This window comes from Veillonella infantium (assembly GCF_002959895.1).
In the GTDB taxonomy this organism is placed as follows: domain Bacteria; phylum Bacillota; class Negativicutes; order Veillonellales; family Veillonellaceae; genus Veillonella; species Veillonella infantium.
Genome location: NZ_PPDD01000015.1, coordinates 31,119 through 47,392, shown reverse-complemented (window position 1 = coordinate 47,392; position 16,274 = coordinate 31,119). Strand labels below are relative to the sequence as shown.

General features: G+C 38.6%; 11 protein-coding genes. 3 read left to right on the top strand and 8 right to left on the bottom strand.

The window, feature by feature from the left end; genetic code table 11:
- Positions 1 to 22: 22 nt before the first annotated feature.
- The 5 genes from VCHSUH03_RS09340 to VCHSUH03_RS09315 all read right to left on the bottom strand — a co-directional run bounded on the left by VCHSUH03_RS09340 (position 23) and on the right by VCHSUH03_RS09315 (position 7,197).
- Complete coding sequence (locus VCHSUH03_RS09340; RefSeq protein ID WP_105094822.1) at positions 23 to 2,044, bottom strand: LTA synthase family protein; 2,022 nt, start codon at positions 2,042 to 2,044, stop codon at positions 23 to 25.
- A 66-nt stretch (positions 2,045 to 2,110) separates the two neighbouring features.
- Positions 2,111 to 2,866 carry a glycosyltransferase family 2 protein gene (locus VCHSUH03_RS09335; protein WP_105094821.1) on the bottom strand — a complete coding sequence of 252 codons (756 nt, stop codon included), beginning with the start codon at positions 2,864 to 2,866 and terminating at the stop codon, positions 2,111 to 2,113.
- Between the two features lie 95 nt (positions 2,867 to 2,961).
- Positions 2,962 to 4,941: an LTA synthase family protein gene (locus VCHSUH03_RS09330; protein ID WP_105094820.1), complete on the bottom strand. Its 1,980-nt coding sequence runs from the start codon at positions 4,939 to 4,941 to the stop codon at positions 2,962 to 2,964.
- 199 nt (positions 4,942 to 5,140) lie between these two features.
- Positions 5,141 to 6,343: a transcriptional regulator gene (locus VCHSUH03_RS09320; RefSeq protein ID WP_133159305.1), complete on the bottom strand. Its 1,203-nt coding sequence runs from the start codon at positions 6,341 to 6,343 to the stop codon at positions 5,141 to 5,143.
- Positions 6,344 to 6,597: 254 nt separating this feature from the next.
- Positions 6,598 to 7,197 (bottom strand): class I SAM-dependent methyltransferase, encoded by a 600-nt coding sequence (locus VCHSUH03_RS09315; protein WP_105094819.1) that lies wholly within the window; start codon positions 7,195 to 7,197, stop codon positions 6,598 to 6,600.
- 386 nt (positions 7,198 to 7,583) lie between these two features.
- On the opposite strand from VCHSUH03_RS09315, the gene VCHSUH03_RS09310 reads away from it, so the two are divergent.
- The 3 genes from VCHSUH03_RS09310 (at position 7,584) to VCHSUH03_RS09300 (ending at position 13,345) form a co-directional block, all read left to right on the top strand.
- Complete coding sequence (locus VCHSUH03_RS09310) at positions 7,584 to 8,948, top strand: hemolysin family protein (protein ID WP_105094818.1); 1,365 nt, start codon at positions 7,584 to 7,586, stop codon at positions 8,946 to 8,948.
- A 273-nt stretch (positions 8,949 to 9,221) separates the two neighbouring features.
- Entirely contained in the window at positions 9,222 to 10,286 is a 1,065-nt protein-coding gene (locus tag VCHSUH03_RS09305) for an efflux RND transporter periplasmic adaptor subunit (RefSeq protein ID WP_105094817.1), read from the top strand.
- Positions 10,283 to 13,345 carry an efflux RND transporter permease subunit gene (locus VCHSUH03_RS09300; RefSeq protein ID WP_105094816.1) on the top strand — a complete coding sequence of 1,021 codons (3,063 nt, stop codon included), beginning with the start codon at positions 10,283 to 10,285 and terminating at the stop codon, positions 13,343 to 13,345. Before VCHSUH03_RS09305 ends, VCHSUH03_RS09300 begins: the two co-directional genes overlap by 4 nt.
- Positions 13,346 to 13,514: 169 nt before the next feature.
- On the opposite strand, the gene VCHSUH03_RS09295 is transcribed toward VCHSUH03_RS09300, so the two are convergent.
- The 3 genes from VCHSUH03_RS09295 to VCHSUH03_RS09285 all read right to left on the bottom strand — a co-directional run bounded on the left by VCHSUH03_RS09295 (position 13,515) and on the right by VCHSUH03_RS09285 (position 16,265).
- Complete coding sequence (locus tag VCHSUH03_RS09295; protein WP_105094815.1) at positions 13,515 to 13,832, bottom strand: YbjQ family protein; 318 nt, start codon at positions 13,830 to 13,832, stop codon at positions 13,515 to 13,517.
- 151 nt (positions 13,833 to 13,983) lie between these two features.
- Positions 13,984 to 14,529, bottom strand: coding sequence for a hypothetical protein (locus tag VCHSUH03_RS09290; RefSeq protein ID WP_105094814.1), 546 nt, complete (start codon positions 14,527 to 14,529; stop codon positions 13,984 to 13,986).
- A gap of 254 nt (positions 14,530 to 14,783) precedes the next feature.
- On the bottom strand, positions 14,784 to 16,265 hold the full coding sequence (locus tag VCHSUH03_RS09285) for an amino acid permease (protein WP_105094813.1): 1,482 nt from the start codon (positions 16,263 to 16,265) through the stop codon (positions 14,784 to 14,786).
- Between the last annotated feature and the right edge of the window lie 9 nt (positions 16,266 to 16,274).

Here is a 16,274-nt window from a genome sequence, read left to right as displayed (position 1 = left end):
AGACTATTATCATTTAATTATACTACGACTTATTCATGCTGTCCTCATGGTTAATGAGCCACATGGTCAACATTGTCCAATCTCGCGCATCGTCCCCATGATTATTAATAGGGCGAATTGGCTCAACCGGTTTATAGGACGGTATGTTACTTTCACCATAATCCATACGAACATCGCCCATCATATGAGGTGTAATCCATTGATACGGTGTAACTAATGTATCTGGTTGTTCATCAAACAAGGACGGTACGATGGAATAGTATTCGAAACCCTTTGGTGCAATGGCTTCAATAATGGTAGGCATGAGGCTCATATGCGTGCCTATAGGCGCCGTAATACTATTCTTGGTGAAAGCAGGATGTTGCAATAATCCTACGGTACAGAATGTGTCGCGTAAGGTATAGTCCCGTTGAATTAAAGATGTATTATTCAAAGACCCAAATAGATTCGAGTGGTCACCAGTGACAACGAATAAACTATCAGGAAAAGCCTCTTTCATAGCATGCACAAAGTTAAAAATCGCCTTATCACTATAGCGATAGGTAGCCAATTCTTTATTACGTTTCTTGTTAGATTTCAGATCATCTCCAAGGTTTGGCATCACCTGTTCAGGATCATAATCTAATAAGGAATCCTCCATTTTATATGGACCATGATTGGATGTAGTATAAATAAAATGGAATGTAGGATGTTCTAAAGATTTGATTTTCTCTTCAATATGTTCTAAAAATACATGGTCATAAACGCCTACCCAAGTCTTAGGTGCATGGGGACCACAAAAAACGGAAGCACTTTCTACGCGATTAAATCCTTGAGCCTTACCAAAGTGATTAAAGTTACCATACGATGCATTGCCACCATACCAATAAATCGTATCATAACCTAAACGATTCATTTGAGATGCCAAAGAAGTCGGCAATGATTCATGCCAGAAGGCTTCCCGTTCATTGATTTCCATACCCGCATCATAGACACCAGATAACAGACTCACAATGGATGGACGAGATACATTACCGGCAGGCAAGAAATTAGGTACTTGTGCCGTATGTGGATTATCTTTAAAATCCCATAAACCAGGACATATATTAAGTTCCTTATAAGGTTTATCAAGAGACCATTGTGGGATACTTTCACCAACAATAAAGAATATATGTTGTGGTTTATCAATACGAGGACCTGATGCAACGCGCTTGAATGCATGAAGCGGTGTATTCAAATCCTGCCAAGAATCTTTATATTCCTTAGGAACAATACGGTGAATCGCGTCATCAATGTCCTCAGCAGATGCGGTATATTCATCACGAAGGGGATGTTTTAGCACCGTTTCTAAGGCACATAGATCTGGCACTGTAGCACGAGCAAAGAATATATCCTCTTTTACCACTGTAGGAATCGTATCCCATTCTGGTTTATCATCATGAGATAAGGTTCCACCATAGCGGAACCAATAAAACCCCAAAACGGAGGCAGCCACAAGACCTATATTCCAAGCTACAGTAGGCCAAGTTCCTTCAATAGTTGGATAAGGTATAGATGGCAAGGATAAGAAGAAATCTCCCATGTACCAGGATATAAACGTAATAGGAATCAAGCCTAAAATGACGAGAATTCCTCGATCTTGATTAAAGAATACATCAATCAAATTACGTTTCTCTGCATGATTTCCATAATGAACCATATAGTTATACGTATCATGGAAATGCTTATAAAAAATCATTTTTCCTGCAAAAGCTGCGTAAAGTATGCAGGAATAAATAGTTAATCCCACTAACCGTACAGTATCTTCTATTTGGTAATACCCATCAAATAATAATGCAGGGAGCGTCACCAATACTAAGGGTAGTAAGAATACATAAGCATCAAAATCCATGCCCCACCAAAAGCCATAACGCAATGAACCTAATACAGATTTCCAGCGTCCCTTCCATGTGGGATAAGGATTATACACAATCATGAATATGATTCGAAAGATGGTGCTCAATATAGGAGCCCAAAGCATTAGTTTTATATTTTGTTGTAGGGATAGAAAAAATTGTTCACTCATTCATACTTCCATATCTACTTCAAGAACAATAATTCCCCATAGTAATCTACTATACTAAATTACTGATTATAATTGCCCATTAGATTTGTTTAAATAATATAATTTTACATATTTCGTCATGGTGTACATCATATGGTAGATAGATAATAGAAAACCTATTTTTCCATCTAATATGCCACCTTGCAAAATATATATCTTAAAAAATGCCCATGTTGGACGCAATATAATATCCCCTAAAAAACTACAAGATTTCCCTTGATTCTTGTACTTGTTGGCCGCTGCTGTAGTGTATTTATTGAACTTTTCAAAAAACTGATGCCAGTTATCATAAGTGTAATGATACAATTTACCTTCTAATGTAGCTTGTGGATAAGGACTAATAAAAGTCTCATGGACTGCCCCCTCCACTGTAGCCCCTTCACGAGGCATTAATCTCAAAACCTTATCAGGTCTTACTACGCCATGCGTAGCTGGATTGTGATGGAATAAATTATATCTTCGTAGCCAATAGGCCTTTGGCTCTCCTTTAATAGATTCTTGGATTGATTTTGCTAATTGAGGAGATACACGCTCATCCGAATCTATAAATAGAATCCATTCAGAATTTGCTTGAGATATACCAAATCTCCGTTGTTGTGACCAATCTCCATTCAGAGGATGTGGTATAACTTTAGCCCCCAAATTAGTAGCAAGAGGTACCGTTTGATCTGTACTTCCATCATCAATAACTAATATTTCATCAGCAAATTGAATACTTTTAATACAATCTACAATATGTTTTTCTTCGTTGCGAGCTAAGATAATAGCCGTCACAGTGCTCATAGATCATCCTTTAACTTACAAATCCCGTTAATTCACTATGTAGATACATATGGTAGATACAAATATGATATCTACCATATATATCGTATAAAAAATTATTGAATACTATCCCCATGCTTAATACGCCACGCCGCTAGTTCGCGCATGTTCTTAATCACATCACCATAGGCTTTAGGCATATTTGTGCCTTGTTCTATAAGTTTGCCACTGTTATCTAGATATAGTCTATGGTTAAAGACAAATTCCTCTTGTGTAAACAAGCTTGGCACCATCGCTTCATAGGTTTGACCAGGTCGCCCCGCTAGTTCTGCCAAGGTTGGAATGATTTGAATGCTCATGCCAAACGCATTAGGAGCAAGCCAGTCTTTATGAATACCGCGACCGTAGAAGATAATGGGAATCGTAGATGCCACATTAGGACTTACTTCGCGGGCAAATGTAAATCGTTCGCTATGGTCCCCAGTGATAACGAAGAGCGCTGATGGATCTGCTTTTTCTTCACTAGCGATATATTCGCCCATCACGTGATCTGCATACCAAATATGGCCCATTTCGTTCAATTGCTTATCAGTTTCTGCAATTGTATCAGGCAAATGGCCTTTTACCTTATTCACATCATAGCCTTCTTTAGCGACATTAACGCTATATGGAGGATGATTAGATGTGGTCATAATAACATTGAGGATTTTTTCCCCTCTATGTTGATCCATGTAAGCGGAAATGGCTTTAAACATATCCTTATCCGCTACCCCCCATGCATTGCCTTCTTCACTTGGCATTTCAGACGCATCATGGAATTCATCAAAACCTTGAGACAAGACGAAGTTCTTCACATTTTGCCATGTACTAAAGCCACCGTACCAGAATACAGTTTTATAGCCTAGCTTTTTCATAACAGAACCAATTCCTAAGCCATACGGTTGTTTGAAACTTTCACCTTCGTAATTAGGATATAGACCTGTGTCAGGCATACCTGTGAGTAAACCATTGATAGCAGGCATAGTGCCTGTACCTTGGGCAAGAGCGAGCTGCGTGCTCATCGCTTGAGGACTGGCAGCGTATTTACGACCTTGTTCAACGAGATACGCACCAGGTTCATTGTATTCAGCGAGGAATGGCCACAAACCATAGGATTCACCGAGAACGATATTGATGGACTGTGGTTGCTCCGCTAAACGCTCTGTCGTAATAGTTCTTGTGAAAGAACCATCAAAATCCTTACCATTAAATGTTCCACCAATGGCACTGATTTTCTCACTCAATTCTTGAGGGGTTAAGTTGATAACCTCTAACTCCTCCGCGCGTTTTGCAATGCTTTTAACACGATAAAGAGCCTGCACATCGTCGAGGATAGTTTCGTTTAATAAATTAGAACTGAGGCGCGCCGCACTTTCCCAGTTAATGGAATTCGTATAGTTAAAAGCACCACCAAATCTAAAGAACAGACCTAATACACCGATAACTACAGTCAATCCAATGCCTGTGATCCATTGTGTTTTCTTAGTCTTTGGATACCAAGTAGGACAAACTAATTGAGTATCAACGTAATCACTATATTTCTTTGTACCCCACGCCAAGAATTTAACGAGGAAATAACAAAGGGCTGCGCTCAACACAACGGCTCCAACAATGTACATGAGGGCGTTATATTCATTAATCGCCGTATTTACAATGGCACCTATATCATCATTTTTACCATTGATGAGCATCGCATTATAAGAGGAATTGAATATTTTGTAGAACGGAATGCGGCCTAAGAATAGGAAGGTCAACAATACAGTGGCAATAGAATATACAACCTGTTTAATGCGCATGGACGGCCATTTAGGTACAAAGGTATGTACCAATGTGCCTCCTAAAAAGCCTAGTAAACACAAAGAACCGACGGTCTTGAGACTCAATCTAAAGCCTAGCCATAAGGACGTAAGAATATTCTCCATCGTCACAGAAGCTAGTTGTGATTGAAATACTGCAAGAAATACGATTCTAAATGCAGTCAATAAAGCAGAGAAAAAGATAAACACCTTAATCTCTGTCTTTATGCCTTCAAATAATCGTTGCCATCGGTTCATCATTAACCCCTACTGTTCTTTATATAACGTAACTACTCTATACTACCTAACTGTAATTATATTGGATATTTCTTACACTTAGGTCCCTTACATCGCTTGCATTTACCGCATCCACGGTCGATAGTCCCAGTACCGGCTAATTTCTTAGCACTAGCACTCTCCTTGGCCCCCTGTTCAGAGGCATTACTATTCCATACAGAAACTATCGTTTTTGCTTTTTTTCGGATGTATCCTTTTCGGACTTTTTATCCTTTTTCTTGTCTTTCTTCTTATCTTTTTTCTTGAAAGTATCCGCCAAAAATACTGTTTTTAACTTATCGTTCAAGACTTTAAGCTTCTTTTCAGTCTTATCTTTCTTTTTCTTTAATTTTTCTTTGGATTTGGAATGTTTATCTTCTTTGGACTTTTTATATTTTTTGTCCTTTTTATCCTCTTTAGACTTTTTATCCTCTTTGGATTTCTTGTCTCCCTTAGATTTCTTATCTTCTTTGAATTTTTTATAATCCTTAGATTTTTTAGATGTATCGTCAGTTCCATTGATACGCGCCCATTCATCATCTACGCGTTTCAATTGTTTTTTAAGAAGCTTTTCCATCTTCTTATTGGCTTTATCTGAATCTAAGCCAGACTTACCGAATAATAAAGCATTTACTGCTGTATATGGATCAATAGAGGACATATCGTCATCATCCAATACATCTTCTTCCTCTAATTTCTTATCTTTTTTATGAGATTTATCTTCTTTTTTAGAATCTTTATCTTTATTCTTAGATGCTAACATTTCTTCCAAATCATCATTATCAAAAGGATTTTCATCATCTAAGTGATGGACTTCTAAGCTTTCCACGCCATCTAGTGGATTTACATCCATATGCTCTACAATGTCTTCATCAAGGTCCGATATCTCATGTTGGGAGCTTTCACCAGATCCTGTAAAAAGACCACCCATAGAATGCAATTCGTTCAATTTAATATGGTTCATGCCCACTGTAGAATCATGCTGCACAGGAATATCCGATAATTGGACCTGTTCCATAGCGTATACATCGTTATTATGACTAGCACCCTTGCCAAGATAAGATCCATCAGAAATGATGATATTCTCTTTATCGTCGCCTAACACATTGCCAAACAAATCCTCTTCAAGAGAATCATAGGTATGCAACATGGACATCCGTTTTTGAACCTCTTCAATTTGATTCCACAAATCGACGAGAGAGGATGTATAGTATATGCGTTCCTTAACCTCTAAATAAGCTTGGTAAACAATAGCCAATTCAGTTTCATTGAGTCCCTCTTCGGCACCAATTTCTTCAATCATTTGTTGAATTTGTTGATCTCGATCATATCGTTTAATTAAGGACTTGCGAATGCGTTCAATCAACGCTGTATCGATGAGTTCCATGCATACCTCCTGTATTCAATACACTCATCCCTACCCGCTAAACTAGCACATACGAATCAATGTATAGAACCGTAAAAAATAAATCGATTTTATAATCTCTAATATATTATTATATCAGAATTTATCTGCTTTTTCCTTAATAATATAGGTGAAAGTTTCTTAAAAATAGAATAAAACCTCAATTTGAATTATGTTCTAGTCGTACAAATTTAGAGCCCCTAAAACAAGCCTTCAACATTGAGGTTTCTTACATACTAAATAAAGTTAACTGAATACACTAAAATTCGTTCCTTTGCATCCTTTTCTTCAAAGAGATCGCTACAATCGATAGGTTCTTCCTGTTCGAGTCGCACATGGTTATTTAAGAAGTTTTCTACCTCGTCATTTACGTAGTAGAAAAAAAGCTTAATCTCACGAGGATGATGGTATAAGGAATCAAAGATATTTCCTAGAACGCGCTTAATCGTATGGAGCGCAAAGGGATTAAAGAAAAAGCATCGATCTGCTTGAGCTGGTAATTCATAGAGCGCCGCATCACCATGCACAAAACTCACCCGATTCCGCGCTGCTGGGCTTTCACCATTGAGTAAAGCCTTTTCATATAATCGTTCATCGTATTCGATACCGATGGAATGACAGCCCGTTTGGTAAGCCATAAAAATGCTAACGCGACCCTTGCCACTGCCATAGTCGATGAGAGTATGTTTCTTGCGAATATGACCGCTGTTCGCCAAGCGCTCTAGGACGCAATAATCTGTGGGCTCGTACGGATGATGCTCCGTATCAGACCGACTATCGTCACGGCCTGCTGTCTTTATTTGTAAAACCTGTTCCCATTCCTGTTCACTTGTCATATGTAGTTCCTATTAAAATAATTATCTATCTTATATAAGCCATACTATTGCTAATGACTAGTCATATCTTATATATTATATGTATCTAGTATTATTTACAAATAATAGTAAATTGTGTAATATAATAATAGATAAAGGAAATAAATATTTTGTAAGCATTTTAATGCATGCAAAACAAAAGAGGAGGGTGGCAGCCCTCCTTTTTCTGTGCTAGTTACTGACGAAAGTATCTATCTAGCCACTTGCAGATGTAGTGACACAATAAAAGCACCCTTTTGGGTGCTTTTATTGTATACAAACATTTATTGATGCTAATATGGTATACTAAAGAGTAATATTTTAATATTCTCATGTGCAGAATTATATAAAAAGGAGTATCTATTTACATGGACAGTGATCTGACCTTAGATTTTATAATTATCGTCGTATTAATCATAGCAAACGGCTTATTTTCTATGACGGAATTGGCCATCGTCAATGCTAAAAAACGTAAACTCGAAGAAATGGCAGAGGCAGGCAATGAGCGTGCTAAAAAAGCCTTTGAATTAGCAGAGAATCCAAATAATATGTTTTCTACTATTCAAATTGGTATTACTCTCGTTGGTATTTTAACTGGTTTATATTCTGGTGCGACCTTCTCTGGTCCATTAGAAGAGATTTTAGTAGCTAATATTCCAAGTATTGAGCCCTATGCAGCATCCATTAGCTCCTTACTCATCGTTGCTATCATCACCTATTTATCCCTCGTTATTGGCGAACTCGTGCCAAAACGATTGGCTTTAAATAGTCCTGAAAGCATCGCCGTAGTAGTAGCAAAACCGATTTATTGGTTGTCTGTAGCATTGAAACCTATCGTTAGCTTCCTCGGCGTTTCCACAGAATTCCTCTTAAAATTACTAGGCGTGACTGTGAAAGAAGAGGCTCCTGTTACAGAGTCTGAAATTAACAAGATGCTCACCGAAGGCGTTGCCATGGGTGCGTATGAAGAAGAGGAACCTATCCTCGTGGAAAATATCTTCCACCTAGCAGATATGAACGCTGGTGACATCATGACACCTCGTACACAGCTTAAATGGATCGACCTTAATGGCACAGAGGACGAAATTATGGAAGTCCTCAAAAATGCCAACCATTACCGCATCCCTGTAGGTACCGATTCCTTAGATGAATTAAAAGGTCTCATTACCGTATCTGACGTATTAGTTCAAATTATGCAACGTCCTAGCGAACGCTCTATTCATGATATTATTGAATCTTGTTTGAAAGAACCATTACTCATTCCAGAATCCATTACACTCATGAAATTGTTGAATGTACTCCGTACAGAAGGCGTCCATGAAACGATCGTTCTCGACGAGTATGGCGGTTTTAGCGGTCTTGTAACATTACATGATATTATGGAAGAAATCGTAGGTCTCATGCCTTCCGGTGAAGAAGAAATCAAGGAAGAAGAAAATAAAATCATCGAACGTGAAGACGGCTCCTGGCTTGTAGATGGCCTTCTCGACGTAGACGAATTTAAAGAATTCTTCCACATCGATGAAGAATTACCAGGCGAAGAAAAAGACTTGTACAAAACAATGGGCGGTCTATTAAACGTTCTCTTTGGTCGCATTCCAAAAGAATTAGACAAAGCAAAATGGAATGGCTATACCTTTGAAGTGGTAGATATGGATAACACCCGTATCGACAAAATTCTTGTAACCTATGAAGAACCTATCGTAATACAAGAAACAGAAGAAAAAGATTAATACCTACTAGCTTGTAGATTTATGAGCATTGTAGATTTATAAAGAGTGAGTTCTCCTATGGAGGACTCACTTTTTATATATACCCCTAGCCGTTTACATATAAATATAGTATTATTAAATTGTATAAAATATATAATAAAATCTAATAGAGCTATTATCTAAAATAACTCTAATGGCTAAATTAGAGTTACTTTCATAAAATATATCGTCCTATGATTACTCATGTGTAGTTCTGTGTCATAGGGCTTATGTGTGGTATAAAGGAGAGATTCTATGAATCAAAAAGTCATAGCAACCATAGGAGCCCTTTTAATAGGAACTGCTATAATCAGTGGTTGCGGATCTGAAAAGCAATCTGAGGATACTAGCCTCAAGGTGCGCACCATCACCATCGGTGAAGAATCTGGTACTACTAGTGCTGGCTATGCAGGCACCATCCATAATAAAACGGAAACAAACTTAGCCTTTCAAATTGGGGGTCGCGTCATCAACAAATTTGTCAATGTCGGTGATACTGTACAAGCAGGCCAAGTAATTGCTCAAATCAATGGTTCAGATACATCAGCTCAAGTACAAAATGCTGAGGGTGCTGTGAAAGCTGCTCAATCGGCCTATGAATTAGCAGAAACTAATGCTAAACGATATCGCGATCTCTATGCTCAACAAGCGATTAGTAAGTTGCAATTAGACCAAGCAGAAAACCAATTGAATGCGACAGCTGCTCAATTACAACAAGCACAGGCCAGCCTCAACTTGAGTAGCAATCAAAATAGCTATACTAATTTGACGGCTCCTGATACAGGTATTATTACTGCTTTCAATATTGAAGCAGGCCAAGTCGTAGCAGCCGGTCAAAGCGTTGGCACCTTAGCGGCCGGTCACGACCCAGAAGCAGTCATTGCCCTTCCCGAACAAGAAATGACCAAGATTCATGTAGGTAGTCCTGCCAATATTACATTCTGGGCTCTACCTGATGTAACCGTGCAAGGTGTGGTGCGAGAAATTTCACCGGTTCCTGACCCTGTGGCCAGAACATATACGGTAAAAATTGCATTACAAAATCCACCTAAAGAGGTACAACTAGGCATGACGGTCAATGCAAATCTATCTACCACAGATAGCACCAATATTTCTATTCCATTGACAGCTCTTGTGAAAGACTCTAACGGCAATAATGCAGTGTATATTATTCGAGATAAAAAGGCTCATCTCGTTCCTATTAAGACTGGTGAGTTCGGTAAAAACTCCGTCATCGTTACATCTGGTTTAGCTAAGGGCGACATTGTCATCACCGCAGGCACTCAACAATTACAAGAAGGGACGGCGGTTAGTCAATGAAACAATTTAACTTAGCCGAATGGGCCCTCAAACACAAGTCCATTATCTACTACTTCATGGCTGTGCTCCTCACCTTTGGTATCTTCTCATACAACCACATGGGGCGTATGGAAGACCCAGACTTTACGATGCGAACCATGGTTGTCGGCGTTGCTTGGCCAGGGGCTTCCCCTCAAGAAATGTCGGATCAAGTAACGGACAAATTAGAAGAAAAACTGCGCGACCTACCTGGCGTGGATTATACAAAATCTTTCACAGATGGAAGCAAATCAGTTATTTATATTAATCTGAAAGAAAATCTACCATCTGATAAAATTCGTCCCGCTTGGGAAGAAGCGCGGAACATGATTAACGACGAATGGAAATCTCTCCCACAAGGCGTTCAAGGGCCGACTATCAACGATAGATTCGATGATGTATACGGTATTATCTACGCCATTAGTGGAGATGAATTCTCCTATGAAGAAAAGCGTCAACAAGCGGAAGACTTAAAACGTCAGCTTTTATCTGTTCCAAACGTTAAAAAAATCAGCCTTATTGGGGTTCAACAACAAACCCTTAATGTAACGATTAATAAGGATAAATTAGCATCCTATAAAATCAGTACACAACAGCTGTTAACAGCTATCAAACAGCAAAGTATGATGGTACCAGCTGGTATGATTACAACGGATACAAATAATGTATATCTTCGAGTAAACGGTCTATTCGATAGCCCTCAAGCCGTACAAGATATGCCTATTCGCATCAACAATCAAACCTTGCGCCTTGGCGATATGGCTGATGTAACCATGACCTACCAAGATCCTAGTAATCCTCAATTCTACTATGAAGGCAAGCCAGCTATCGGTATTGCCATCTCCATGGATGCTGGGGCTAACAATGTGGAATTTGGTGAAGCTATCGATAAAAAGCTAGCAGAGTTGAAGAAAACCATCCCTGCAGGCCTTGAACTCGATCAAGTATCTAACCAGCCACATATTGTTAAGGAATCCATTGGGGACTTCTCACAATCCTTATTTGAAGCCATCGCCATCGTATTGCTCGTAAGCTTTGCATCTCTTGGCTTGCGTACAGGTGTGGTCGTAGCCCTCACTATTCCAGTCGTTGTGTCTACCACATTCATTTTGATGTATGAAAATGGCATTTATCTGCACAAGGTTAGTCTAGGTGCATTAATACTGGCTCTAGGCCTCCTCGTAGACGATGCCATCATCGTTGTAGAAATGATGAGCGTTAAGCTCGAAGAAGGTTGGGGTCACTTTAGATCTGCCACCTTTGCTTATCAATCGACAGCATTCCCTATGCTATCTGGTACGCTCATTACCTGTGCTGGCTTCTTACCATTAGCACTCGCAGAAGGCATGGTAGCAGAGTTTACAAAATCTCTATCCATCGTTGTATTTATGGCGCTCATCCTATCTTGGTTCGCCTCTGTTCTCGTCAGCCCTGTTCTCGGTTATAAAATCATCGAAAATAAGGCTCCAAAACCTGAATCTGAATGGACCAAACGAGACCGTATCATGCACAAGCTCAGTGTTACATTCTATGATAAATTTGAAAGACTGTTACATTGGGCCTTAGGCCATCATAAGGTGGTATTACTCATAACCTTAGGTGCCTTTGTGTTATCTCTACTTTCACTACCATTGATTAAACAGGAATTTTTCCCATCATCAACGCGTAATGAAATCATAGTATCTATGCAATTCCCTCAAAGTTCATCCATCGAGTACACCGCAAATCAAGCGAAGATCATCGACAAATATTTACAAGGTAACGAACATATTTCAACCTTTACATCCTACATCGGACAAGGTTCTCCACGTTTCGTCCTCACCTTGGAACCGGAATTGCAACGGAACAATTTCTTGCAGTACGTTATCGTTACTAAATCCTTAGAGGACCGCGATAAACTATACAATGAATTGACTCCATACTTAAATGAAGAATTCCCATCTGCACTTGTAAATACGCAATTCTTACAAATTGGTCCACCATCCAAGTATCCAGTTATGCTCCGCGTTTCTGGACCTGATCAAAAGGTGGTAAAAGAAATTGCCAACAAGGTAAAAGATAAGATGCAAGGCGATAAGGATTTGCATAACATATCCTTTGACTGGCCAGATACAGAACCAGTAGCCAATGTTCATATCGATCCTAATAAGGCTCGCTTACTCGGTATCGATAGCTATGCCGTATCCTTACACTTGCAAAGTTTATTATCCGGTACAAAATCTGGTGAATACTACGAAGGTAACCAAACAATTCCTGTTACATTCCGGTTAGGAGATAATGAACAACACAACTTAAGTGCTCTATCCTCCTTACCAATTCAAACAGGCAATGGTTCCTACGTACCGCTTAGCCAAATTGCAACCATCACCATGACTCAAGAGGATGGTATCATCTGGCATCGCAACATGATGCCAACCATCAGCATTCACGCTAATGTAAATGCTGGCGTCTTAGGCAATGCGAAAACTAAAGAAGTGTATAAATCCTTACAAGACATTCGCGATTCCTTGCCTACAGGATATACCATTGAACTTGATGGGGCCGCTGAAAAGAGCGTAACAGCTGTACAAAATCTGTTAACACCAATGCCGATTATGCTCTTTGTGATCATGACAATCCTCATGTTCCAATTAAAGCGTATCGCCCTCATGTTCATGGCCTTGCTCACAGCTCCTCTCGGATTAATCGGCGTCGTATTGGCTCTAAATATTACGAGAACGCCATTGGGCTTTATGGCTATTCTTGGCATCATTGCCCTATCGGGTATGATCATTCGTAACTCCATTATCTTGTTAGACCAAATCGAAATCCATAAAGCAGAAGGACAAAAACCTCGTGAAGCGATTATCAACTCCGCTACACTTCGTTTCCGCCCTATCATGCTCACTGCTATCGCAGCAATTTTAGGCATGATTCCGCTCATGGGATCTGTATTCTGGAGTCCACTTGCTATCGCCTTTAGCGGCGGCTTACTAGTGGCAACAGTGCTCACACTTATCGTATTACCAGTTATGTATGCAAGTTGGTATAAAATAAAATAGGTACAATCGCCCTATAAAAGCTACGATTCATTAGTACCTTTATTTTCTAAATAAAAATCCCCTATTCTTTGTGAAAGCTATCTCGCTTACACATTGATTAGGGGATTTCTTTTATACATGACTAACATATAAAAAATAGCAAGGCTTTAACCCTGCTATTTTTTACTTATTAAACTACAACGGCTGTACCATTGCATGTAACCATGAGCATACCATTTTCTGCACCTACTGTGCTGTATTGGAAGGATACGCCGATAACAGCATTAGCACCCAATTTAGAAGCCCGTTGAGACATTTCATCAAGGGCTGCTTGGCGTGCATTCATTAAGGAGTTTTCATAGCTGCCACTACGGCCACCAACGATGTCGCGAATACCAGACATAAAGTCTTTCACAAAGTTACGGCCTTCTACGACCTCACCAAATACGATACCTTTGTACTCTTGTACAGGTTTATTTTCAATATGCATAGTTGTAGTAATAATCATAATTGTATCCTCTCTAATTGACTACAATATATTTTGATTAATTATAGCAAGGCTTTCACAGAAATACAATCACCAAAAAAGAGCTGTTCATTATGTATATACTGAACAGCTCTTTTATATGATTATTTTATTCTTTGCTATTTTGTTGATATTAATAATAAACTAGTTTTTCTAATTCAGTTTTATAACCGCTGAATTCATCTCGTATACGCTCACGTTTATAATGTAATTCATTAAATTTTGGTATTTTTACTAAATCTTGAATTAAATTATGAGCTGTATAATTTGTATCATCTTTATTTACCATGTTAGATGATATTTTTTTATATTCTACGTTATTTACTAAAATATTCTTTTTATCATTGATACTAAAATGATTTTTTTCTGAGTCAAATGATTGTAATGTTTTAGGATCCATATAGAAATCACGATTTACATAATAGTATTTATCTAAATCTGAATTATATCGTTGTTCAGTAAAACGTACTTTAATAGCTGGTTTATTCTGCTTAGTTATATCTTTTTCTAAAACTATAAGATAATAATGTTTGTTATCTTCTTTTATCTCCTGTCCATCTCTAACTAAAATATATTCACCTGTTATGTCATCTACTGTTTGTGTTCCACATCCAGTAAATAATATAGAGATAGATAATATTGATATAGCTGCTAATATAAAGGTAATAAATTTTTTCATAGTATTCTCTCCTATACTAATCACATTAATTCTTACTATATTTATTATTAAGAATCTTAAATAGTAACTTTTATATAGTCATTTATAACTTATTATTACATAAATTATTTTTTAATATTTTAAAATTCCAATATATATATCATACATTATAACTAGTATAAATACAAAAAAATCCTACTTAATTTACTTTCACAGGAAAGATCATTAAGTAGGATTTTATTATTTTATTAATTAAATAGTAATTGAATCAATTATTATTTATCGAAATCGCGGTCTAGGTTAACCTCTTTCAAAGGAACAAGTTTTGTTTTCTTGATATATTTGTAACCTAAGTATACTGCGAAGAAGATTGGCAAGCCGATGTACGCAACGGATACGCCATACCAGTCGATTGTATCGCCTGTGAAAGCGGAGTAGTTTTGGCCAGCAATGATGATGACGCAAAGAATGAACGCCAAGATTGGACCAATTGGGAACAACCACGCTTTGTAAGGTAATTCTTTAAGATCTCTACCTTGTGCAATGAAGGCACGGCGGAAACGATAATGAGACACAGCGATACCAACCCATGCGATAAAGCCACATAGACCAGAAATATTAACAATCCATGTATATGCTGTACCTTCGCCGATGAAGCTTGTAAGGAACGCAAATAAACCGATTGCAGTCGTTAAGACTAACGCTGGCACTGGAACGCCACGGCTATTAAGCTTAGCAAAGATTTGAGGTGCTTGACCTTCTTTAGCGAGTGCGTACAGCATGCGCGTAGAAGAATATAGACCAGAGTTACCAGCACTGAGTACTGCCGTTAAGATGATAGCATTGATAAAGCTAGCAGCAAAGGCAAAACCAAAGCGGTCAAATACAAGTGTAAATGGAGAAATAGATACATTCTCTACACTAGAATTCAAAAGATTTGGATCAGTATAAGGAATCAAGAAACCGATAACTGTGAAAGCACCGATATAGAACAATAGAATACGCCAGAAGATAGAGTTAATAGCTTTTGGCACGTTCTTTTCAGGGTCTTCTGCTTCACCAGCGGCTACGCCGATAAGCTCAGTACCTTGGAAGGAGAAACCAGCTACCATGAAGATAGCGAGGATGGATTCCCAACCACCTACAAATGGCGCTTCCCCTACTGTCCAGTTCGTAAATCCTGGGGATGTGCCGCCAATGCCAAAGATGAGCATAAAGCCACAGAAGAGGAATACGAATACAGTAATAACCTTGATGCTAGAGAACACATATTCACTTTCACCAAAGGAACGAGTTGATAAATAGTTCAAGCCGAATAAAACGAGCAAGAACAGAGCAGACCATACGATGGCAGGCACATCAGGGAACCAATATTTCATGATGAGCGCCCCTGCTAATACTTCAGCAGCCAATGTAATAGCCCAGTTAAACCAGTAGTTCCAACCTAAGGCAAAACCAAAGGCAGGGTCTACATAGCGTTTTGCATAAGTCCCGAAGGAACCAGGAATCGGCAAGTAAGTAGCCATTTCCCCAAGAGAAGTCATGAGGAAGTAAACCATAAGGCCAATGAGGCCATAAGCTACAAGAGCACCACCAGGGCCTGCAGTACTTACTACTTCACCACCAGCAACGAATAAGCCAGTACCAATAGCACCGCCGAGAGCGATCATATTCATATGACGTGCTTTCAGGGTACGTTTTAGATGTTGATCTTTGTTAGACGTAAACTCTACGTTATTATTTTGATTATCAGCCATGGTGCACCT

What these genes read in the sequence shown, in the direction of transcription:
- VCHSUH03_RS09285 (WP_105094813.1), bottom strand. Translation starts at nt 16,265, where the DNA reads ATGGCTGATAATCAAAATAATAACGTAGAGTTTACGTCTAACAAAGAT.
- VCHSUH03_RS09330 (WP_105094820.1), bottom strand. Translation starts at nt 4,941, where the DNA reads ATGATGAACCGATGGCAACGATTATTTGAAGGCATAAAGACAGAGATT.
- VCHSUH03_RS09340 (WP_105094822.1), bottom strand. Translation starts at nt 2,044, where the DNA reads ATGAGTGAACAATTTTTTCTATCCCTACAACAAAATATAAAACTAATG.
- VCHSUH03_RS09310 (WP_105094818.1), top strand. Translation starts at nt 7,584, where the DNA reads ATGGACAGTGATCTGACCTTAGATTTTATAATTATCGTCGTATTAATC.
- VCHSUH03_RS09295 (WP_105094815.1), bottom strand. Translation starts at nt 13,832, where the DNA reads ATGATTATTACTACAACTATGCATATTGAAAATAAACCTGTACAAGAG.
- VCHSUH03_RS09290 (WP_105094814.1), bottom strand. Translation starts at nt 14,529, where the DNA reads ATGAAAAAATTTATTACCTTTATATTAGCAGCTATATCAATATTATCT.
- VCHSUH03_RS09305 (WP_105094817.1), top strand. Translation starts at nt 9,222, where the DNA reads ATGAATCAAAAAGTCATAGCAACCATAGGAGCCCTTTTAATAGGAACT.
- VCHSUH03_RS09320 (WP_133159305.1), bottom strand. Translation starts at nt 6,343, where the DNA reads ATGGAACTCATCGATACAGCGTTGATTGAACGCATTCGCAAGTCCTTA.
- VCHSUH03_RS09335 (WP_105094821.1), bottom strand. Translation starts at nt 2,866, where the DNA reads ATGAGCACTGTGACGGCTATTATCTTAGCTCGCAACGAAGAAAAACAT.
- VCHSUH03_RS09315 (WP_105094819.1), bottom strand. Translation starts at nt 7,197, where the DNA reads ATGACAAGTGAACAGGAATGGGAACAGGTTTTACAAATAAAGACAGCA.
- VCHSUH03_RS09300 (WP_105094816.1), top strand. Translation starts at nt 10,283, where the DNA reads ATGAAACAATTTAACTTAGCCGAATGGGCCCTCAAACACAAGTCCATT.